Genomic DNA, 18948 nt, shown 5'->3' with positions numbered 1-18948 from the left:
CCGAAACGATTCAGCGCACGTTCTTGCCGACCGTGAAGACGTACATGTCCCAGAACGTCTCGGGGTGCTCGACCTCGAAGCGGTGCCACTGCTCCAGGTTGGTCTCGTCGGCCGTGCCCGGAAACTGTTTGCGGAATTGGTCGAGCACCGCCGGGTCGTCAAATGGCTCGAACCCCCCGAACGACAGGCCGTGCTCGTTCAGGAATGCCGCGATCTCGGGAATCGTCAGGCGATGTTCCATGACATTGAACAGCAGATCGCGGCAGCCGCTCATGCTGTAGAAATCCTTGGCGCCGATCAGCGGCTTCCATTGTTCGGCTTCGCGAAAAATGTCCTGGCGGCACCGTCTGATGTCGTCGGCGGTGGTGCGATAATTGCGCGCGGCGATGCGGGCGCGGGCCTCCACGATGACGCGGCGGGCCAGATCGCTGTACAGGCCGATGCGCATCGTGCCGCCCGGCCGCAGCAGCGAGACCAGTACGCGCCAGCCGGCAAAAGGCTCGGCCAGATGGTGCAGCACGCCGACCGACTCGATGCTGTCGAAGGTGCGACCGATCGCGCCCAATTCCAGGATATCCGCCTGCGCATATTCGATGTTGTGCAAGCCCAGCTCCCGCGTCTTGCGGCGTGCATAGGCGAGGCTGGCCATGCTGATGTCGACCGCGAGCACGCGGGCATTCGGATAGACCTGCGCGATCTGGATCGCGTGCGAGCCGGTGCCGCAACCCGCGATCAGGATGTCCAGCTTGGCTTGCTGTTCTGCGGTCGCGACGGTTCGTCCCCGCGCTCGATCGGCCGCGAATGCCGTCAGCGGGTTGATGGTCCAGCGCGGGTAGGGATTTTCCTCGTATTGGCGCATCACTTCGACGGATACGTCGTTCTTGATCGGGGTGAGCGTCGCAATGGCGCTGCGCTCTGCCATTTCCTCGCGCGGCTCGCGAAGCTGTACCTTTAACAGGCCGGCTACGGCCTTGGGCCAGTCCCGCCGCAGCAGCGCGTCCGTCCCAGGCAGGGCATGAAGCGGAAAATAGGCCGCCACCACCGCCAGCGTGATCGGTGCGATCGCGGCCGCCGATGCGAGGTCTTGCAGCAATCGATCGCGCAATGCGCCGGCGAGTTCGCCTTCCGCCTGGCTTTGTCCGTAGGCATATTCGTTGATGAAGCATTGCCGGGCGAGCGCGCAGGCAAAGCCGACGATCTCGTCGTCTGCTGCGTCCTGATCGCTCGCGCGCCGCAGCAGCGCGGCCCGTGCATAGCCGAGCAGCATCTCGAGTTGCATGCTTGCCAGCGTCGTCGCTTCCATCGCGGCGCACAGGAACAGGTCGCGAGCAAGCCGGGCGACGCTGTCAGTGCCGAACAATTCGGCGCTCGTGACCGGCAGCGGCCATTTGCCGGCAATCCGCCCGATATAGGCGGTGACGGTTGGGCTCTGCATGATGAAGCCGACGGCCTTCGCATCCATGCCGAGCGCGAGCGCCTTGCTGAAATGCGCGGCGGCCTTGGCGCGATTGCCCAGTGCCTGGTACGAATTGCCGGCGTTGTAGTGGCAGGCGGCGTTGACCGCGTCGGAGGCAATCGCCTTCGCGAACGTCTTCACGGCTGATCGGTGATCACCCACGGCCTGCGCCATCAGGCCGAGCAGATTTAGGCTCTGCACATGGCCAGGTTCGCGCGCGAGAATTTGCCGGCAGATCTCCTGCGCTTCGTTGAAGCGGCGCATGCCGTAGAAGCGGCTGGCCTCGGCGGCGAGATCGGCGATGCCGATGCCTGCGGAGCCGAAAGCGGGTGCGTTTCCGGCGGACTCGTCCCGTCGCTTACCGGCCGCACGCCGTTCTTTTCGGTTCATGTTCCGTCAACTGGCCCAAACTGCAAGATGCTGCCGGACAGCGCGCCGCAACGGCTCGAGGCTCAGCCCGGGATCCGCACCGGCAGGTTCTCGATGCCGCGCACGAAGCTGGAATAGACCCGCTTCGGTTCGCCGACCACCTCGATGCGGTCGAAGCGCTTCAGCATCTCCTGCCAGACGATCTTGAGCTGCAGCTCGGCAAGCCGCATGCCGACGCAGCGGTGGATGCCGAAGCCGAACGACAGATGGATGCGCGGCCGGGGGCGATCGATGATGAACTCGTCGGGGCGGTCGATCACCTCGTCGTCGCGGTTGCCGGAGACGTACCACATCACGACGCGGTCGCCCTTCCTGATCGTCTTGCCGCCGATTTCGGTGTCCTGCAGGGCGGTGCGCCGCATATGCGCGAGCGGCGTCTGCCAGCGGATCACCTCCGGCACCATGGTGTCGATCAGCGCGGGGTTCTCCTTCAGCTTCCTGAACTGGTCGGGATGCTCATGCAGCGCCAGCACCGAGCCGCTCATGGTGTTGCGCGTGGTGTCGTTGCCGCCGACGATGAGCAGGATGATGTTGCCCATCAGATTGTCGGGGTCCATGTGCCGGGTGGCGTCGCTGTGCGCCATCATCGACAGCAGGTCGTTCCTCGGCGGGGCGTTGACGCGCTCATTCCACAGCTTTGAGAAATAGGCGTAGCACTCGTCCATTTCCTGCCGCCGCTGTTCCGGCGAATCGACGATGCCGCTCTTCGGCAGCGCGGTCGAGACGTCGGACCAGCGCGTCAGCTTGCGTCGCTCTTCCCAGGGGAAGTCGAACAGCGTCGCCAGCATCTGGGTGGTCAGTTCGATCGAGACGCGTTCGACGAAATTGAAGGTCTCGTTGCGCGGCAGATTGTCGAGCACGCTCGCCGAACGCTGGCGGATCAGCTTCGCCAGCTCGTCGAGATGCGTTGGCGTGAACATCGGCGACACGGTCTTGCGCTGATGGGCGTGCTTGGGCTGGTCCATCGCGATGAAGCTCGGATAGTCATAGCCGGGCGGCACGTCGCGGATCGAGATGCCGCCGAGCGTGGAGTCGGAGGAGAAGATGCCGTGGCTGGTGTCGACATGCATGATGTCGTTGTACTTCACGACCGACCAATAGGGCTCGATCGGCGCATTGGTGCAATAGTGCACCGGCTCTTCCTTGCGCAGCCGCTCGAACCACGGCCACAACGTGTCGTTCTGGAATAGTTTTGGCGCGCCGGGGTGAAAATCCCTGAGGGGCGTCGCATAGGCTTCCTCGCGCGCCTGGCGCAGCAGCTCGGCCCGGTCGGCACGGATGGCGGTCTGGACGTTCATCTCAGCTAGCTCCAGTGAATTTTCTGACTTCCACCTCTCCCGCTTGCGGGGGAGGTCGGATCGCATCGAAGATGCGATCCGGGTGGGGGCTTTCTCCATGCGAAGAGTGTCACTTGCGGCGACACCCCGACCCCAACCCTCCCCCGCAAGCGGAAGAGGGAGTTAAATCGTCACGCGTCAGGCGGCAATGCGCACGGGCAGCGTCTCGTAGCCCTTGATGAAGCTGGAATACACCCGCTGCGGCTCCTCCACCACCTCGATCGTGTCGAAGCGCTTGAGGATTTCCTCCCAGATGATCTTGAGCTGCAGCTCGGCGAGACGCAGCCCGACGCAACGGTGGATGCCGAAGCCGAAGGAGATGTGAGTGCGCGGCCGGGCGCGGTCGATCAGGAACTCGTATGGCTTCTCGATCGCCTCTTCGTCGCGGTTGCCCGAGACGTACCACATCACGACCTTGTCGCCCTTCTTGATCTGGCGGCCGCGGAACTCGAAGTCGGCGAGCGCGGTGCGCCGCATATGGGCGAGCGGCGTCTGCCAGCGGATCACCTCGGGCACGAAACTGTCGATCAGCGCCGGGTTCTCCTTGAGCTTGCGGTATTGCTCCGGATGCTTGCTCAGCGCGTAGATGCTGCCGGACAGCGTGTTGCGCGTGGTGTCGTTGCCGCCGACGATCAGCAGGATCAGGTTGCCGAGGAAATTCTTCGGGTCCATGTTCCGCGTGGCGTCGCTGTGCGCCATCATCGAGAGCAGATCGCTCTTCGGCGGCTGGTTGCTGCGCTCCTTCCAGAGCCTTGCGAAATAGGTCGCGCATTCCATCAGTTCGGCCTGCCGCTCGTCCTCGGTGGCGACCAGGCCGCCGGCGCCGGGCAGCGTGGTCGCGACATCGGACCAGCGCGTCAGCTTGCGGCGATCCTCCCAGGGGAAATCGAACAGCACCGCGAGCATCTGCGTGGTCAGCTCGATCGAGACCTTGTCGACCCAGTCGAACGCCTCGCCGCGCGGCAGATTGTCGAGGCACTCGGTCGAGCGGTTGCGGATATTGATCGCGAGCTCGTCGAGGTGCGTCGGCGTGAACATCGGCGCCACGGTCTTGCGCTGCGCCGAATGGCGCGGCTGGTCCATCGCGATGAAGCTTTCGCGGCGCAGATCCGGCGGCACGTCGCGGATGGTGATGCCGCCGAGCGATGCGGCCGAGGAGAACACCGCGTGGTTGGTCTCGATGTCCATGATGTCGTTGTAGCGGGTGATCGACCAGTACGGACCGAACATCGAATCCTTGCAGTAGTGCACCGGATCCTCGCGGCGCAGCCGATCGAAATACGGCCAGAAGGTATCGGTCTTGAACAGCTCTGGATGGCCGGGATCGTAGTCCGCGAGCGCAAGCGTGTCGGCGCGTTCGCGTGCGGCATCCAGATTGGTGTCGTCGACCAGATCGATGGTCCCGTGCATGAGCGGCTCCTCAACCGTTTCGCGGCCGGGGCATCGCCGGCGCGGCATGTTTTACCGAATTACATTCTCATTCCGCGGTTTGCGCAAGGGCTCTCAACGCGCATTTGGCCGCATTGATGTCAGGCCAAAGCGGCCGAATCCGGGCTTTTCGCCGGTGGAGGGGGCGAGGTGGCGACCAACGCTGTTTGAAACGGCGTTTGATTTGGTTAGGCGGCAGGTGCGAACGGTGCGGGGACTGTCTATTGGGTGCCGGGCTTTTCGCAGGGGTAGGTGTCCTGCATGCCCCACAACAGCAGGAGAGCGACCACCATCTCGCCTTTCGCGGACCGCTTGTCGGCCGACTTGAGCATGATCTCTTCGGTTTGCTCGCTGGTCAGCGCGAGGGTGTCGGGCATGCAGAACAGCAATTGGCCGCCATGCCGTTTCAACCAGGCATTGGAAGCCATCAGGCCGCCCCTGACGCCGTCCAGGTACATATGATTGAAGATGCGAAAGTTCTCATTCTTCGGATTGCGATAGGAATCCAGCCGCACGTCGACGGCAGCCGCGGGAGCCGCCGTGAGCGCCAGGAAGCACGCCGCCAAGATCCATCTGTTCATCGCCAAGCTTTCCTCGCGCTTGCGGCGGCGTCTTTGCCGTTCGGCTTGTCGGTTAAGTCGGCAAATTCCCGCTTTGGGTTCGACGCTGGTGACCTCGGGGTGGGAAGCTGGTGACCTCGGGGTGGGAAAAAGGGCGGCAGCTCGGCTTGCGGCCGATCTCCAGCAGTCCCGTTAAGGCAAAGCCAACCCCACCCAGCCAAAAGCGGCCCGCGCTCTCGACCTCCTGTGAAACCTGGATCACACTCGCAGCGACAAACCTGTGCTTTTGATGCGCAGAGATTGTCCCGTCCTGGAGCTATCCCGTGAACGACATGAGCTGGACCCCGCCGGGGCCGCCGCAGCCGCCACCGCAACCGGTTCCGCCGCCGATGCCGGTGGCGTTTTCCGGGAGCCGGAACGAGTTCTTCCGCCTGGTCGCGCGCGGCGCCGGGCTCGAGCTCGTCACGCTCGGCTTCTATCGGTTCTGGCTCACCACCGACATCCGCCGTCACCTCTGGTCGAACACCCTGATCGACGGCGATGCGCCGGAATATACCGGCCGCGGCAAGGAGCTCCTGATCGGTTTCCTGGTTGCGCTGGCGATCCTGATGCCGATCTATCTCGGATATTTCCTGATCGGCATCGAGGCCGAGCATCTCAAGGCGTTCGCCTCGTTGCCGCTGGTCGCCTTCTTCTATCTGTTCGGCCAGTTCGCGATCTACCGCGCGCGGCGCTATCGGCTGACTCGCACGGTGTGGCGCGGCATCCGCTTCTGGATGAGCGGCTCGGGCTGGATCTATGCGCTCAAGGCCTCGCTATGGGGCATGCTGGTCGTGATCACGCTCGGCCTGGCGCTGCCCTGGCGCGAGGCGGCGCTCGAGCGCTACAAGATGCGGCATTCCTATTACGGCGATCTGCAGGGTTCGTTCGAGGGCCGCGGCTGGGATTTCTTCAAGCGGGGCTGGTGGCTCTGGCTCTTGATGCCGTTCGCGCTGGTCTCGGTCTTCGGCCCGTTCGCCTATGCCGCGTTCAAGGCGATCGAGTGGCGCTGGTGGCTGTCGGGCATCCGCTTCGGCGGGGTCAGGCTGGAATCTACCATGCGCCGTAGCGCGCTGATCGGGCTGTACTGGAAGGTGATCGGCTGGGCCGTGCTGCTCGGTGCGCTGTTCTCGGCCTATCTCGCGCTCTGCATCTTCCTGGCCGCGAGCATGGACGGCTCCTCGATCGCGGACTTCTTCAGGACCGAGGCGTTCGCCAGGAGCATTCCCCTGATGGTCCTGCTCGGCATCGGCTATCTTGCCCTTGCGCTGGCGATGAACGTGGTGATGCGGGTCTACCTGATGCGCGATCTCTGGGTCCGGGTGCTGTCGTCGACCATCGTGCACAACATCGAGGCGGCGGCCAACGTCACCGCGCGCGGCGAGCTCGCCAATGCGCTCGGCGAAGGCTTTGCCGACGGCCTCGACGTCGCGGGATTCTAGCGCCATGGAACCCGATGTCAGCCCGGCCAATTCGGCGGCGCCGCCTGTCCCGGACGCGGTATTCTTCGACGGTGCATCGAACCGCCGGCGCATCGTCGCGCTCAAACTGTCCGATGCGCTGGAGATCGGGGAAGGCGGCGAACTGCTCGCGCGCTGGGCGTTTGCCGACATCCGCCGCGCCGACAGCCCGGCCGGCCTGCTGCGGCTGAGCTGCCTGACCGCGCCGGCTCTGGCGCGGCTCGAAATCCGCGACGCGCAGCTGATGGCCGCGCTGGTCGCGCGCTGCGACAGGCTCGAGCAGGACCTGCCGAACCGCAAGGGCGTCGCGGGCATCGTCGGCTGGTCGCTCGCGGCCGCGGCGTCGATCGTGCTGGTGGTGCTGTTCGGCGTGCCGCTCGCCGCCGAGCGGCTGACGCCGCTTGTGCCCGATGCCTTCGAGCGGCGTCTCGGCGACGTCGCGGAAGCGCAGGTCATGGTGGTGTTCGACGGCAAGCCGTGCAGCAACGCGGCCGGCCAGGCGGCATTCGAGAAGCTGGTCGGCAAGCTGCGGGAGACCGCGGGCCTCGACAATTCGGTTCAGTCGGGCGTGCTGGCGACCTCGGTGCCGAACGCCTTCGCGCTGCCGGGCGGCAAGGTCTATCTGTTCGAGGGGCTATTGGAGAAGGCGGAGAACCCCGACGAGATCGCCGGCGTATTGGCGCATGAGCTCGGCCATCTCCGCCATCGCGACAGCATGCGCGAGCTGATCCACAATGGCGGCACCTCGTTCCTGATCGGGCTGCTGTTCGGCGACATCACGGGGTCCGGCGCGCTGGTCTTCGCCTCGCGCTCGCTGGTGACGTCATCCTATTCGCGCGACGCCGAGACCAATGCCGACAGCTTTGCGATCGAGACCATGCACAAGCTCGGCCGTCCGGCGAAGCCGATGGGCGAACTGATGTTCCGCGTCACCGGCAAGGAAGGCGGCAAGGGGCTCTCGCTCGTCGCCAGCCATCCGCTGACCGAGGATCGCCTCGCGCGCATGGACAAGGCCGATGCCGCCGGCTCGGCCAACGGCCAGCCGCTGCTGTCGTCCGCCGAATGGCAGGCGCTGAAGGGCATCTGCGGATCGGGCAAGGGCAAGGTGTGAAGCAGGGGATTGCGGACTGGAGCAGTCCCATGCCGCGTGACGACAGATACTGGTTTCCCGCCAAGCGCTACGGCTGGGGCTGGGGACCTCCGAACAACTGGCAAGGCTGGTCGGTTCTCGCGGGCTTTGTCGCGCTGATCGCCGTCGGCGCAGCGACGATCCTCCCGCATTCTCCGGCACGCTTCATCGCCTATGTCGTCGTGCTGAGCGTCCTGCTCACCGGCGTGTGCTGGTGGAAGGGCGAGCCGCCGCGCTGGCGCCGGGGCGGCGACTAGCGCGATGAGCTCAGGCAGCCGGGAATTTGGGTAGGACTGAGCGGGCCATTGCTTCCCTCGGTCGCGCGACATTTTGACCGAATTGACCCGAGTGGGTGCAGACTGCTCATGGTCTCCGAGCCCGCGCGTGCCCGGAGGATTTGCCCGTCTTGACCATCGAAAGCGACGCCCGCTTCTGGGACCGGGCTGCACGCAAATATGCCGCGCGGCCGATCGCAGCGCCGGCCGAATATGAGCGCACGCTGGACCGCACCCGCGCACTGTTGAAATCCAGCGATCGTGTGCTGGAGCTCGGTTGCGGGACCGGCACCACGGCGCTCCGGCTCGCGGGCGACGTCGAGAGTTATCTCGCCACCGACATTTCGGCGGAGATGATTGCGATCGCCAATGAGAAGCACGCGACGACGCCGATCCGGGGTCTGACGTTCCGGGTCGCGACCGTCGATACCACTGCGGTCGATGCTGGAGCGTTCGACGCCATCCTGGGGTTCAACTACCTCCATCTGGTTCGGGGACCTGCATGGCACTCTCTGCCGGATTCACGCGCTGCTGGCGGCAGATGGCGTTTTCATTTCCAAGACGCCCTGTGTCGGTGAGATGAACCCGCTGGTGCGGCTTGTGCTGCCGGCGATGCGCGCGATCGGAATGGCGCCCCATGCAGGCGTGTTCACGTCCGAGAGACTGCGCGAGTTCCTGGGTGCCGGCGGGTTTGAGATCGTTGCTGCAGAGAACCATGCGACGAAGGGCGACGATCACCGCCCCTACATCGTGGCGCGCAAGAGGTGATGACGCCGCCTGGCACAGTCCAAAGACGGCGCAGCCAACGCAATGGCCAGCGGTCGATCGTCGGCAGGCAGAGAGCAGCTTGCATCATGCGAACCGCTCATTGCTCTCACTCCCTCCGCGGTGCCGTCGAACCTGGCGTCGGCTCGGATCATGGAAAACCTGACGCGGTTTCAACCTGAAATCATCGTATAGCCGGTCGCGAGCCTCTACTTCACCTGCCTGAACTTGCCGGCCTCGACCTTGATCAGAAACGCCGACCGCTCGTCATAGCCATTGTGGTCGGTCGGGCTCATCGTCGAGAGGCCGTTGTTGAGGTAGACGTCCTTGCCGCGCTCGAGCTCGTCGCGCAGCGCGGCGCGGAATTCCGGCGTGCCGGGCTTCGCCGTCTTCAGCGCGCTCGCCGCCGCCCGCTTGAACAGCGTGACGGCGTCCCACAGATGCGCGCCGAAGATGTTCGGGCTCGAGCCGTTGACCTTCTCGTAGGACGTCACGAACGCGTCGCGCGCCTGGCGGAACGGATCGCTCGCCGGCAGATCGTCGGCGATGGTGAAGGCCTCGCCGGTGAAGACAGCGCCCTCGACATTGGCGCCGCCGAGCTTGATGAATTCCTCCGACGCAACGCCGTGGGTCTGGAAGATCTTGCCGGCATAGCCGCGGCTGCGCAGCGCCTCCTGCGGCAGCACCGCCGGCGTGCCTGCGGACGCGATGAAGACAGCCTCCGGATTGGTCGCGATCACCTTCAGCGCCTGGCCCATCGCGCTGGTGTCGGCGCGCGCATAGACCTCATGCGTGGTGACGGTGAGGCCGAGCGTGGGTGCCAGCCGTGACACCTCATTGTAGTAGCCTTCGCCATAGCCGTCGGACACGCCGATATAGCCGAGCGTCTTGATGCCGGATTTCGCGATGTATTTCAGGATCGCCGCCGCCATCAGATCGTCATTGGGGACCACCTTGAACGCCCAGCGGCGGCGGTCGTCCATCGGCCGCACGATCGCGGTCGCCGCCGCCAGCGAGATGATCGGCGTCTTGGATTCGAACGCGACGTCGAGCATCGGCATGGTCACGGGGGTCAGCGAGGAGCCGATCAGGATATCGACGCCGTCCTGGATCACGAGGCGGCGGGCATTCTGCGTGCCCTTGGTCGGGTCGGACTCGTCGTCGAGGGCGATATAGACCACCTTCTCGCCGCCGATCTCCTTCGGCAGCGCCGCGATGGTGCGCATCTGCGGCTGGCCGAGCGCCGAGCCCGGCCCGGATGCGGACACCACGACGCCGACCTTGATGTCGGCACGCGCGTCCGGCGCGATCAGAAGCACGCCCGCGAGTACCCAGAGTCCGGCCATGGCCAGCTTCATTGCAAATCCTCCCAGCAAGTCTTTCTTCTATAATGCGCCGGCGATGATAGCCGACCGGCTTCCGGTTTCGCATCATATTGATTCCGCCTGATCCGTCTGTCCCCCTGATTGGGGACATCCGGGTGGCGCCCGGGAAGGGCTCGCGCCTTCAGGAAAGCCGACCCCATCCCGCAGGTTTCGATCCGGCTGCGGCGCAGTCGTGAACCTCACGTTTACCAATCCCTTAAAGGCCGCGGGAACCAGTTTCCCTAATCGGACGGTAGTGTCCTCCTGCTATTGATGGCCGGGAAAAGGGAGTACGAACCATGTTCAGCATTGTTCGGATCCTCGTCTTGATCGCATCTCGGTATGCGGGATCCGTGGTTGCAGGCGTGCAGGCGTGCAGGCGGACGGCGCGCGGCCGTCGCAAGCGGTGCACGTCCATGATTGAGCATCATCCGATCGCGCCGGAGCACGCGCGCGCCATCTGCGAAGAGATTGGCGAGAGACTGCGCTACGTGCTGCGCGACGATTACACCAATCTGCCGCCAAGGCTGCGCGAGCTCGTGAACGAACTCGCTCTGCAGGATTGTGAGGCGCCGTCGCTGGTGCCAACAATCGCGGAGATGACGCAGCCGCTGGTCGTCGCAGCCTAGGATATCGATCTAGTTGTTGCCGTGGTCTGACTCTGCCTTTGCCTTGGGCGCCTCCAACGACGGCAGGAGCGCAGCAAGCAAGACAAGCGCGATCCCCAAATCGATTGAAACGTCGGCGGTGTTGAAAATCCAGACAAATCGAAGTTTCGAGGCATCGAACAGGTCGACGACGGCACCCAATCGAAGACGGTCGAGGGCATTTCCGGCGGCTCCGGCGCCGATCAAGGCGAATCCGAAGGCGTTGATGGTCGATGTCGATCGCCGCAGGATCGATCCGAGCAGGGCCGCCGCTGCGGCAAGACCGACGGACGCGAGCGCCCACCGCGACAACGCACCGTAGTCGGGAACGAGACCGAATGCGTTGCTGCGATTGAACACGAGGGTGAGATCAACGGGGCCGGGCAGCTCGACGGTGGCGCCGGTTTCCAGCGATCGAAGGGCCCAAAGCTTTGTCAGCTGATCCAGCGCCAGCATCGCCAATGCGACGCAGAACGCGACGATGCGAGAGCTTTCATATCTTCTCACGAAACGGTCTCTCGCTCCGCTGTCGTTCGGCCATGGGCTGATCGCTACTCTCAACTTGCATTGTCGGCGAATTCACGTGGCGTCTCGCAGAGTGCGGCCCCTGGACCGCGCGCCGCCTACACGTTCTTCGCGACCTTCCGCGTTCGCGTCGGTCCGGCGCCGGCGATCGCCGGCTTGATGTTCCACACCGCGCGCACGGCCGCGAAGGCGTGCGCGATCACCGGCTCCTGGCGGCGGGCGGCAAGGCAGGCGAAAGAGAGATCGCAGGTGAGCTTCACTTTGTCGGAGACCACGAACTGATGCGGGCGCGCCATCCGTGGCGCCAGCACGCTGTCGCGCGCGAGGCTGAGGCAGAGCCCGGATTCGACGAAGTCGATCATCGCCTCTTCCTGATCGGTGTAGCCGACCCGCTTCGGCAAGGCGCCGAGCGGACGGAAGATGTCGTCGAGCAGTCGCCGGTGACCGGAATGCGGCGGTGTCGCGAGCCAGGGCAGCTCGGCAAGCTCCGCCCAGTCCTTGCCGATCACCCGGTCCCGCCAGCCGATCGGCGCGATCACGCGGTAGTGGTAGCTGAGCAGCGGCGCCAGCTGGTAGCGGCCGTCGGCGATGGTCCGCTCGGCGAAGCTGTGATGGTTGAGCTGCTCCGGCGGCGTGGCGTCGACATAGTAGCCGACGTCGAGCTCGCCCCGGCCGACCTGCGCCAGCACGTCGTCGCTGACGCCATGGCGCAGAAACACTTCGGTGCGTTGCGAGGACATCGCAAGGCTGCGCACGAACGGCCCGAGCCGGGTGAATTCGGGATCGAGGATGGTGCCGACGCGCAGCGTGCCGCGCTGCGCCTCGTTCAGCGAGTCCGCCATCGCCTTGAAGTCGGATGCGGCGGCCACCGCGCGGTGCGCCAGCGGCAGCAGCGCGGCGCCGGCCTCGGTCAGCGTGAAGCCGCCGGGGGTGCGGTTGAACAGCTGCAGCCCGGTGCTTTCCTCGAGCGCCTTGAGTTGCAGGCTGACCGCCGGCTGGGTCAGTTTCAGCATCGCTGCAGCGCGCGATACAGTGCCCTCACGGGCAACCGTGATGAAGCAACGCAAGGCCTGGGTACGGGGAAGCTCGCTCATTGCGTGAGCTTATAGCACACTTTTCCTGCCGTGCATCCGACCTTGTCGCGTGATTATAATACAACCAATGCGAGAAATCAGGATGGCCGCCACGCAACCATGCCTTCGGTCCGCGCGCGCACCTCCGGCGAGGCAAGGCAGGTCGCAACCGCCTCATAGCCGGGTGCGCCGGGCACGGGCGTGACGCAGATCGGCCGGCTGTGATTGGCGGGGCACAGGATGATCGCTTCGTCGTCGCGGACCGCGTCGAGGTCCAGGATCGCGTTGGAGCGTGTGAGGAAGAACAGCGGCCGCGCTTCGGGCCCGCGGCGACGCAGATGCGCGATCACGGCTTCCTGGCTGGCCGCATCGAGCCCTTGCTCGAGCATGTCGATCACCAGGATCGCGTCGCCATTGGCCTCGAGAGCGGCGAGCAGGGCGGTCAGTGCGGCTGAGTCCACCGCGCCGTCGGCGAGGAGGACGGCAAGGCTCGCCTCGACCCTCGCCTTATGCGCCGGGTCGGCATCGAGCCGCGCGCGAACGGCCGCGCCGCCGTCGGCGGCACGGTCCAGCCCCACGAAGCCGGCGTCGGGCAGCACGTCGGCGAGCCGCTGCGCGAGGCGCGTCTTGCCGCTGCCGAGCGGGCCGACGATGTAGTTCAGCAGCTTGATGTCGCGCAGTTCGAAGCGCTCGCCGCCCCACGGCCACGGCAGATCGAACGCGACGCCGATCGCGGGCCGTACCCTGACCGCACCGATGAGATCGCACGTCGCGGGCATCTTGCCGCGGCCGAGGTCGGCGCGCAGCCGGCGCACCCTGGCGATGCTGTCGCCGCTTTGGCGGATGCGTGCTTCGAGCGTGGCCTCATGCGCGGCCAGCACGCGATCGAGGATCACGGCGTCGCCGCTCAGGATCCGCGCCACTTCATTGATGCTGAGACCGAGCGCGCGCAGCGCGACGATTTCGGCGCCGCGCGCCATCTCGGCCGCACCATAGGCGCGCCATCCCGCCGGCGTGCGGCCGGGTGCGATCAGGCCGCGCTCCTCATAGAGGCGCAGCGCTTTCGCCGAGATCCCGAGCTGCCTTGCAGCTTCGGACGGACTGAGGAAACGGGCAGCAGGAGCATTCATCGAATCACCTCGCGTCGTCTGACCGCGCTTCTATGGAGGCGGCCGCAGGGGCAAGGTCAAGCGGGCAGGGTGGCCGTCCCCAGGTCGCGGAATGACAGTGAGGCGAGCACGCCGTTTGTTGCACGGGACCCATGGGTGCAATCGGCACCCGGCTTTCCCTACGCCCTCTGTTCGAGGAGAGGGCGGAACGAGATGCAGAACTCGGGCAAAAGATGTCGCGAGAATGCGGAAGTATGGCTCACAAGCGGCACCACAAACTCAGTGTCGTCCCGGCGAAAGCCGGGACCCATTACCACTGAAGGTGATTGTTGCGCGACGCTGGGGCCACAGCTTTCCTCACCAAGCCAATCCTGGGTCCCGGCCTTCGCCGGGACGACAGTTTTATGTGTTGCGGCATCCCTGCCTATTGCGGCGGCCCGCCCTCACTCCAGATGGTTCACCTTCGCCACCCAGGCGCGGACGTCGGTGAGGACTTCGGGCAGCGCGGCCTTGACCTCCTGCACGTTCATGCCGGGCTTGATGCGGGGGTCGTAGAGCAGATTGAGCAGGTATTGGTCGTAGACGTCGAAAAAGCCCATCGAGACGCTGTCGTTGAACATCGTCCACGGCACGGTCGCAGTGTCGTTGATCGGGCCGAGCGACTGCAACAGCTCCTCATAGGCGCAGTCGAGGAAGACGAAATCGCCATTGTCGACGGTGAGGATGACGTCGGAATGCTCGATCTCGTAATTCTCGTTCTTGCGGAAGCCGGACAGGCATTGCGGGTCGAGCGAGGTGCGGATCTCCTTGGCGCGCTCCTGGCCGTAGAAGATCGCGATCGTGCGGTAGAGCTCGCGGTCGCGCACCAGCTTGACCACGACATTGGCCGCGTCGTTGTTATCGGTCATCGCGATGTCGAGATGCTGCACCTTGGCTCGGATGTCGGCGATGACCTTGGCGAGCTGGACCTTGCGGTCGGCGCGGTTGCCGTCGGCGAACACGCGCACCGGTCTGTCGTATTTGCGGATGCGGTCGACCCGACCGGCGAGATGATATTCGGCGCCGAACGCGGTTTTAAGAAAGCCCTCGACGATCTCGGCGTCGGTGAAGACCTTCTTTTCGTTGCGCTGGCGCGAGGCGATGGCCGGAATCTCTGCGCCCGTCGCCGGTACGATGGCGTCGGTGAGCGAGGTGGTGAGCGCCGCGGCGAGCAGCAGCAGGATCGGCGAGCAAGGTTGGCGCATTCGAATCACGCTGCCGCAATGCGCGCGGCAGCGCAAGGCGGGATCAGCGATCTTGCCGGATGGAAGCGCCTGGTTCCGTTGAAATCGACGCGATCAGTTCTTCACCACGACGGTGGTGCCGACCGAGACCCGATCATAGAGGTCCTTGACGTCGTCATTGGTCATGCGGAAGCAACCCGACGAGACGGCCTGGCCGATCGTCTCGGGCTCGTTGGAGCCGTGGATACGGTACAGCGTCGAACCGAGATACATCGCGCGGTGCGCCGAGCGGGTTCTCGATGCCGCCGGCCATGTGGCGCGGCAGATCGGGGCGGCGGCGCAGCATCTGCGACGGCGGCGTCCACGACGGCCATTCCTTCTTCGCGCTGATGCGGTGGACTCCGCCCCAGCGGAAGCCGTCGCGGCCGACGCCGATGCCGTAGCGCAGTGCCTGGCCGTTCGCCAGCACCAGATAGAGCCGGCGCTCGGCGGTGTTCACCACGATGGTGCCGGGGGCGTAGTTGGTCGGGTAGTTGACGGTGGTGCGCGGGATCGGGCTCGCGCCGCCACCGCCGAAGAAGCTCGGGGCTTCGGTCTGGTAGCCACGGGAGTCGAAGAACTGGGCGTGGGCCTGGCCGGCACCTGCCAGGATCGTGAGTGCGGCAAAAATCACGGCAATCGGGCGCATCGTCGTCCTCGCGAACAATCAAATATGCAGCCAAAAAGGCCACAATCGCCGGCCTTTCGCAAGCGACGAAGCCGTGACTTCAGGCACTTTCGAACAAGACGGTTTAAAAAGGCAACAGACCGGAAGCGATAGCTGCATTGTCCGGCCAAACCTTTGACGAAGCGGATGAAGAATGGTTGATCTGGAGCGACCTCAAGAACATCTCGAAACGGGAGCGTGAGCATGAACGGTGCGGAAAGTCTGGTGCGGACATTGGTCGCAGGCGGCGTGGACGTTTGCTTTACCAATCCCGGCACCTCGGAGATGCATTTCGTCGCGGCACTGGACAAGGTCCCCGGCATGCGCTGCGTGCTCGGCCTGTTCGAAGGTGTGGTGACCGGTGCAGCCGACGGCTATTTCCGCATGAAGGGAACGCCGGCCTCGACGCTGCTGCATCTCGGGCCCGGCCTTGCCAACGGCCTTGCCAATCTGCACAACGCCAAGAAGGCGCATTCCGGCATCGTCAACATCGTCGGCCAGCACGCGACCTACCACATCGGTTACAACGCACCGCTGACGTCCGATATCGAAGGCCTGGCGCGGCCGATGTCGTCCTGGGTGCGCACGTCACCCGATGCCAAGTCAGTCGCCGCCGATGGCGCGGCTGCGATCGCCGCGGCCAAGAGCGCGCCGCCGCAGATCGCAACCTTGATCCTGCCGGCCGACACCGCCTGGAACGAGGCCGACGGCATCGCCGAGGTGGCTGTCGATACGCAGCGGCCGAGCTATTCGCCGCAGGCGGTCGACACCGCGGCAAAAATCCTGCATGGCGATGCCGCGCACACGCTGCTGCTGGTCACCGGCAGCGCGCTGACCGAGCAGGGGCTGGCGCTCGCCGAGCGCATCGCCGGCAAGACCGGCTGCACCGTGATGGGCCAGACCTATCACCCGCGCATGGCGCGCGGCCGCGGCCGCTTCTCGATCAACCGCATCCCCTATGTGATCGAGCAAGCGCTGCCGATCCTGAAGAATTTCCGTCACATCGTGCTGGTCGAGGCCAACGATCCCGTGGCGTTCTTCGCCTATCCGAACAAGCCGAGCATGCTGAAGGCGGAAGGCTGCGAGGTGCATCGCATGACCGCCTGGGGCGAGAATTCGGTCGCAGCCCTCGGGGCGCTCGCCAATGCGCTGCATGCGACGGCGCAGGACGTTAGGCCGCAGCAGCACCAGGAGCTGGTCAAGCCGACCGGCGCGCTGAACCACACCACGATCGCGCAGGCGATCGCGTGCGCGATCCCCGAGAACGCCATCATGGTCGATGAGTCCGTCACCACCGGCCGGGGCTTCTTCCCGCCGACGGCGGCGGCCGCGCCGCACGACTGGCTGCAGAACATGGGCGGCTCGATCGGCTTCTCGACGCCGGTCGCGACCGGCGCCGCTGTTGCCTGTCCGGACCGCAAGGTGATCTGCATGGTGGGCGACGGCAGCGCGATGTACACTATCCAGTCGCTGTGGACGCAGGCGCGCGAAGGGCTCAACGTCGTGACCATCGTGTTCGCCAACCGGATCTATCAGATCCTGCGCGGCGAGTTCGACGGCGTCGGCGCCGGCGAGCCAGGCAAGCGGGCGCAGGACATGCTGAAGATCGATCGGCCGACGCTCGATTTCGTCGCGCTCGCGAAGGGCATGGGCGTGCCGGCGGTGGCGGTGACGAATGCCGACGAGTTCAACAAGGCGCTGGCTAATGCCGTCGCCGAGCCGGGCCCGCGGCTGATCGAAGTGCAGATGTAACAGCATGATTTGAAAAGGCCGCGGCGGCGGCCGAGCATGATCCGGAAAAGTGCGAAGCGGTTTTCCGAAAAGATCATGCTCAGACAAAAAGCTAAGGCGCGATGATGGATCAACCTGATCTCATCGCGCTTTAGTCCAGTCGGAGGCGCCAATGCAGACCGAGCTGAACAAGGTGATCGCCGCCGTGCAGGAGTTTTACGCGCGGGAAACGTTCCTGCTGGAGCGCGATCTCGGCGAGCGAACGCTTACTCACCGGCTGGCTGTCTATGTCGAGCGGCAGTTTCCCGGCTGGCAGGTCGATTGCAACTATGATCGGCTCGGCGAGCGCACGCTGCGGCTGCCGCGCGGCTCGGGGAGCTCGACCGATGACCATCTCGGCAAGTCGATCTATCCCGATATCGTCGTGCATCAGCGCGACATCCCGAACAATCTCCTGGCCATCGAGCTGCGCAAGGACAGCAACCACCAGCCGCTCGAGCACGATCAGCGCAAGCTGCAGGCGCTGACCGATCCGAATGTCTGGTTTGCCTATGCAATGGGCGTTCTGGTGATCATCGGACAGCACGGCGTGAGCCATTCCGAAGTCTATGCCGGCGGCGCCATCGACAGCGCCACGTCGCGCTGGTTTGCGGAGCGCATACGCGAGAGCGGGCTCGCGGGCAGGCGCGACGATGGTGCCCAGCATTGACTCTATCGCGATGAATCTTGCTCTGCATCGCAGTGATAGCCCGTTTGGATCATGCGTTGCCGCTGCACGCGCGTCACAACAAAAGGTGCGGGAGGTGGAGCAATTCCTGGAGCTGGTGGTCAATTTTCAGAACGATCCGATGGCGGTGCGGATTATCGGCTCTGCGCCTCTTTCGCTCCCTCTCCCGCACTTTAATTTTCTGGTTCAATTCTCACTGGTTCAATTTTGGCTTGCCCAACAATCACTGCCCCAAGCGGTCGGCGCATTTGATCGCGACGCGACGCGACGGGCGAGGCGGCATCCGCACCGAGACAGCAAGCAAAAAGGCCGCCTTCGGGGCGGCCTTTTCCGTGATCGCCAGATCCGTGATCGGCTACCGCGATTGTTTCTGTTTATTGCTTGGCCGCATCGTCGCCGGTCGTGGCGGCGCCAGCCTTGCCTCCCTTGGCGCTCGATTTCTTTGCGCTCTTCTTGGCTTTCTTCTTCGGCGCCATCTTGGTCGCCTCGCCCTTGGTCGCCGTGTCGCCGCTTTGCGCTGCGGGGGCCGGGCTGCTGCCGGCCTTGTCCTGCGCGAGCGCGGTGGACGAGACGAAGGCAAGCGCCGTGGCGGCGAGGATCAGTGTTCGCATCGGATGGTTCTCCCAAGTTGGTTTCCGGCGACCCTCAACGGGACAGAATGTCGCAGGTTCCGCGACCCCGATCAGCAGTCCGTGAGTTGTGCGTGAACGGCGCAGTCGCCGCGAAAGAGCCGGAACCGGGAACCGCGAGCCGCGTTATGTCGCTGGGCAGGAGCTCCGAGGAGAGACGCCATGCGCTGGCGGTCAATGACGGAAACCACCAATACGGTGCTCGACACCGCCCCCGAGGATACCTTCTACACGGTGGGCTGGACCATCAGCGGGCTGGCGACACTGGCGACCATCGTCGCGGTCTGGATGTTCGGGATCTGAGGGCGAACGATCCGCGCAGGCAACCGGCTTGCC

At 65.0% G+C, this 18948-nt stretch carries 19 protein-coding genes and 1 pseudogene; 9 read left to right on the top strand and 11 right to left on the bottom strand.

What is annotated here, in order from left to right; genetic code table 11:
• Positions 1–10: 10 nt before the first annotated feature.
• The 4 genes from ACVWW1_RS22300 to ACVWW1_RS22285 form a co-directional block, all read right to left on the bottom strand.
• On the bottom strand, positions 11–1846 hold the full coding sequence (locus tag ACVWW1_RS22300; RefSeq protein ID WP_456657443.1) for a methyltransferase domain-containing protein: 1836 nt from the start codon (positions 1844–1846) through the stop codon (positions 11–13).
• A gap of 62 nt (positions 1847–1908) precedes the next feature.
• Positions 1909–3183, bottom strand: coding sequence for a cytochrome P450 (locus tag ACVWW1_RS22295; protein ID WP_456657442.1), 1275 nt, complete (start codon positions 3181–3183; stop codon positions 1909–1911).
• Positions 3184–3360: 177 nt separating this feature from the next.
• Entirely contained in the window at positions 3361–4632 is a 1272-nt protein-coding gene (locus ACVWW1_RS22290; protein ID WP_456657441.1) for a cytochrome P450, read from the bottom strand.
• A 239-nt stretch (positions 4633–4871) separates the two neighbouring features.
• A complete protein-coding gene (locus tag ACVWW1_RS22285) occupies positions 4872–5231 on the bottom strand; it encodes a hypothetical protein (RefSeq protein ID WP_456657440.1) in 360 nt (119 codons plus the stop codon).
• 311 nt (positions 5232–5542) lie between these two features.
• On the opposite strand from ACVWW1_RS22285, the gene ACVWW1_RS22280 reads away from it, so the two are divergent.
• The 5 genes from ACVWW1_RS22280 (at position 5543) to ACVWW1_RS22260 (ending at position 8881) form a co-directional block, all read left to right on the top strand.
• The gene (locus ACVWW1_RS22280; protein ID WP_456660649.1) at positions 5543–6691 is read left to right on the top strand and encodes a DUF898 family protein; all 1149 of its coding nucleotides are present in this window, start codon (positions 5543–5545) and stop codon (positions 6689–6691) included.
• Positions 6692–6695: 4 nt separating this feature from the next.
• On the top strand, positions 6696–7820 hold the full coding sequence (locus ACVWW1_RS22275) for a M48 family metallopeptidase (RefSeq protein ID WP_456657439.1): 1125 nt from the start codon (positions 6696–6698) through the stop codon (positions 7818–7820).
• 29 nt (positions 7821–7849) lie between these two features.
• Complete coding sequence (locus ACVWW1_RS22270) at positions 7850–8095, top strand: hypothetical protein (RefSeq protein WP_456657438.1); 246 nt, start codon at positions 7850–7852, stop codon at positions 8093–8095.
• 149 nt (positions 8096–8244) lie between these two features.
• The gene (locus tag ACVWW1_RS22265) at positions 8245–8691 is read left to right on the top strand and encodes a class I SAM-dependent methyltransferase (RefSeq protein WP_456657437.1); all 447 of its coding nucleotides are present in this window, start codon (positions 8245–8247) and stop codon (positions 8689–8691) included.
• A 1-nt stretch (position 8692) separates the two neighbouring features.
• Complete coding sequence (locus tag ACVWW1_RS22260) at positions 8693–8881, top strand: hypothetical protein (protein WP_456657436.1); 189 nt, start codon at positions 8693–8695, stop codon at positions 8879–8881.
• A 206-nt stretch (positions 8882–9087) separates the two neighbouring features.
• Here ACVWW1_RS22260 and ACVWW1_RS22255 read toward each other — a convergent pair whose 3' ends face one another.
• A complete protein-coding gene (locus ACVWW1_RS22255; protein ID WP_456657435.1) occupies positions 9088–10236 on the bottom strand; it encodes an ABC transporter substrate-binding protein in 1149 nt (382 codons plus the stop codon).
• Positions 10237–10658: 422 nt separating this feature from the next.
• On the opposite strand from ACVWW1_RS22255, the gene ACVWW1_RS22250 reads away from it, so the two are divergent.
• Positions 10659–10871 carry a hypothetical protein gene (locus ACVWW1_RS22250; RefSeq protein ID WP_207832269.1) on the top strand — a complete coding sequence of 71 codons (213 nt, stop codon included), beginning with the start codon at positions 10659–10661 and terminating at the stop codon, positions 10869–10871.
• Positions 10872–10880: 9 nt separating this feature from the next.
• On the opposite strand, the gene lspA is transcribed toward ACVWW1_RS22250, so the two are convergent.
• The 5 genes and pseudogenes from lspA to ACVWW1_RS22225 form a co-directional block, all read right to left on the bottom strand.
• On the bottom strand, positions 10881–11396 hold the full coding sequence (lspA, locus tag ACVWW1_RS22245; RefSeq protein WP_456657434.1) for a signal peptidase II: 516 nt from the start codon (positions 11394–11396) through the stop codon (positions 10881–10883).
• A 116-nt stretch (positions 11397–11512) separates the two neighbouring features.
• A complete protein-coding gene (locus tag ACVWW1_RS22240) occupies positions 11513–12508 on the bottom strand; it encodes a LysR family transcriptional regulator (protein ID WP_176529524.1) in 996 nt (331 codons plus the stop codon).
• Between the two features lie 77 nt (positions 12509–12585).
• Positions 12586–13617, bottom strand: coding sequence for a MerR family transcriptional regulator (locus tag ACVWW1_RS22235; protein ID WP_456657433.1), 1032 nt, complete (start codon positions 13615–13617; stop codon positions 12586–12588).
• A gap of 422 nt (positions 13618–14039) precedes the next feature.
• Entirely contained in the window at positions 14040–14840 is an 801-nt protein-coding gene (locus ACVWW1_RS22230) for a DUF2927 domain-containing protein (RefSeq protein ID WP_456657432.1), read from the bottom strand.
• Between the two features lie 93 nt (positions 14841–14933).
• Positions 14934–15507, bottom strand: a pseudogene (locus ACVWW1_RS22225) (L,D-transpeptidase).
• A gap of 222 nt (positions 15508–15729) precedes the next feature.
• Here ACVWW1_RS22225 and ACVWW1_RS22220 point away from each other — a divergent pair.
• Both ACVWW1_RS22220 and ACVWW1_RS22215 read left to right on the top strand, forming a co-directional pair.
• The gene (locus ACVWW1_RS22220; protein ID WP_456657431.1) at positions 15730–17277 is read left to right on the top strand and encodes an acetolactate synthase large subunit; all 1548 of its coding nucleotides are present in this window, start codon (positions 15730–15732) and stop codon (positions 17275–17277) included.
• A 151-nt stretch (positions 17278–17428) separates the two neighbouring features.
• Positions 17429–17965 (top strand): hypothetical protein, encoded by a 537-nt coding sequence (locus tag ACVWW1_RS22215; RefSeq protein WP_456657430.1) that lies wholly within the window; start codon positions 17429–17431, stop codon positions 17963–17965.
• A gap of 392 nt (positions 17966–18357) precedes the next feature.
• On the opposite strand, the gene ACVWW1_RS22210 is transcribed toward ACVWW1_RS22215, so the two are convergent.
• Positions 18358–18594 carry a hypothetical protein gene (locus ACVWW1_RS22210; RefSeq protein ID WP_456657429.1) on the bottom strand — a complete coding sequence of 79 codons (237 nt, stop codon included), beginning with the start codon at positions 18592–18594 and terminating at the stop codon, positions 18358–18360.
• Positions 18595–18774: 180 nt separating this feature from the next.
• On the opposite strand from ACVWW1_RS22210, the gene ACVWW1_RS22205 reads away from it, so the two are divergent.
• Positions 18775–18915 (top strand): hypothetical protein, encoded by a 141-nt coding sequence (locus ACVWW1_RS22205; protein WP_171947715.1) that lies wholly within the window; start codon positions 18775–18777, stop codon positions 18913–18915.
• Positions 18916–18948: the final 33 nt, after the last annotated feature.

It is taken from the genome of Bradyrhizobium sp. JR3.5, from assembly GCF_054057015.1.
This window is presented reverse-complemented; position numbering and strand designations above follow the sequence as displayed.

Bases quoted from the DNA above. Each gene is read 5' to 3' on its own strand.
- ACVWW1_RS22270 (WP_456657438.1), top strand. From the start codon at position 7,850: ATGCCGCGTGACGACAGATACTGGTTTCCCGCCAAGCGCTACGGCTGG.
- ACVWW1_RS22230 (WP_456657432.1), bottom strand. From the start codon at position 14,840: ATGCGCCAACCTTGCTCGCCGATCCTGCTGCTGCTCGCCGCGGCGCTC.
- ACVWW1_RS22250 (WP_207832269.1), top strand. From the start codon at position 10,659: ATGATTGAGCATCATCCGATCGCGCCGGAGCACGCGCGCGCCATCTGC.
- ACVWW1_RS22255 (WP_456657435.1), bottom strand. From the start codon at position 10,236: ATGAAGCTGGCCATGGCCGGACTCTGGGTACTCGCGGGCGTGCTTCTG.
- ACVWW1_RS22220 (WP_456657431.1), top strand. From the start codon at position 15,730: ATGAACGGTGCGGAAAGTCTGGTGCGGACATTGGTCGCAGGCGGCGTG.
- ACVWW1_RS22275 (WP_456657439.1), top strand. From the start codon at position 6,696: ATGGAACCCGATGTCAGCCCGGCCAATTCGGCGGCGCCGCCTGTCCCG.
- ACVWW1_RS22240 (WP_176529524.1), bottom strand. From the start codon at position 12,508: ATGAGCGAGCTTCCCCGTACCCAGGCCTTGCGTTGCTTCATCACGGTT.
- ACVWW1_RS22300 (WP_456657443.1), bottom strand. From the start codon at position 1,846: ATGAACCGAAAAGAACGGCGTGCGGCCGGTAAGCGACGGGACGAGTCC.
- ACVWW1_RS22290 (WP_456657441.1), bottom strand. From the start codon at position 4,632: ATGCACGGGACCATCGATCTGGTCGACGACACCAATCTGGATGCCGCA.
- ACVWW1_RS22210 (WP_456657429.1), bottom strand. From the start codon at position 18,594: ATGCGAACACTGATCCTCGCCGCCACGGCGCTTGCCTTCGTCTCGTCC.
- ACVWW1_RS22235 (WP_456657433.1), bottom strand. From the start codon at position 13,617: ATGAATGCTCCTGCTGCCCGTTTCCTCAGTCCGTCCGAAGCTGCAAGG.
- ACVWW1_RS22285 (WP_456657440.1), bottom strand. From the start codon at position 5,231: ATGAACAGATGGATCTTGGCGGCGTGCTTCCTGGCGCTCACGGCGGCT.
- ACVWW1_RS22205 (WP_171947715.1), top strand. From the start codon at position 18,775: ATGCGCTGGCGGTCAATGACGGAAACCACCAATACGGTGCTCGACACC.
- ACVWW1_RS22260 (WP_456657436.1), top strand. From the start codon at position 8,693: ATGAACCCGCTGGTGCGGCTTGTGCTGCCGGCGATGCGCGCGATCGGA.
- ACVWW1_RS22295 (WP_456657442.1), bottom strand. From the start codon at position 3,183: ATGAACGTCCAGACCGCCATCCGTGCCGACCGGGCCGAGCTGCTGCGC.
- ACVWW1_RS22215 (WP_456657430.1), top strand. From the start codon at position 17,429: ATGCAGACCGAGCTGAACAAGGTGATCGCCGCCGTGCAGGAGTTTTAC.
- ACVWW1_RS22280 (WP_456660649.1), top strand. From the start codon at position 5,543: ATGAGCTGGACCCCGCCGGGGCCGCCGCAGCCGCCACCGCAACCGGTT.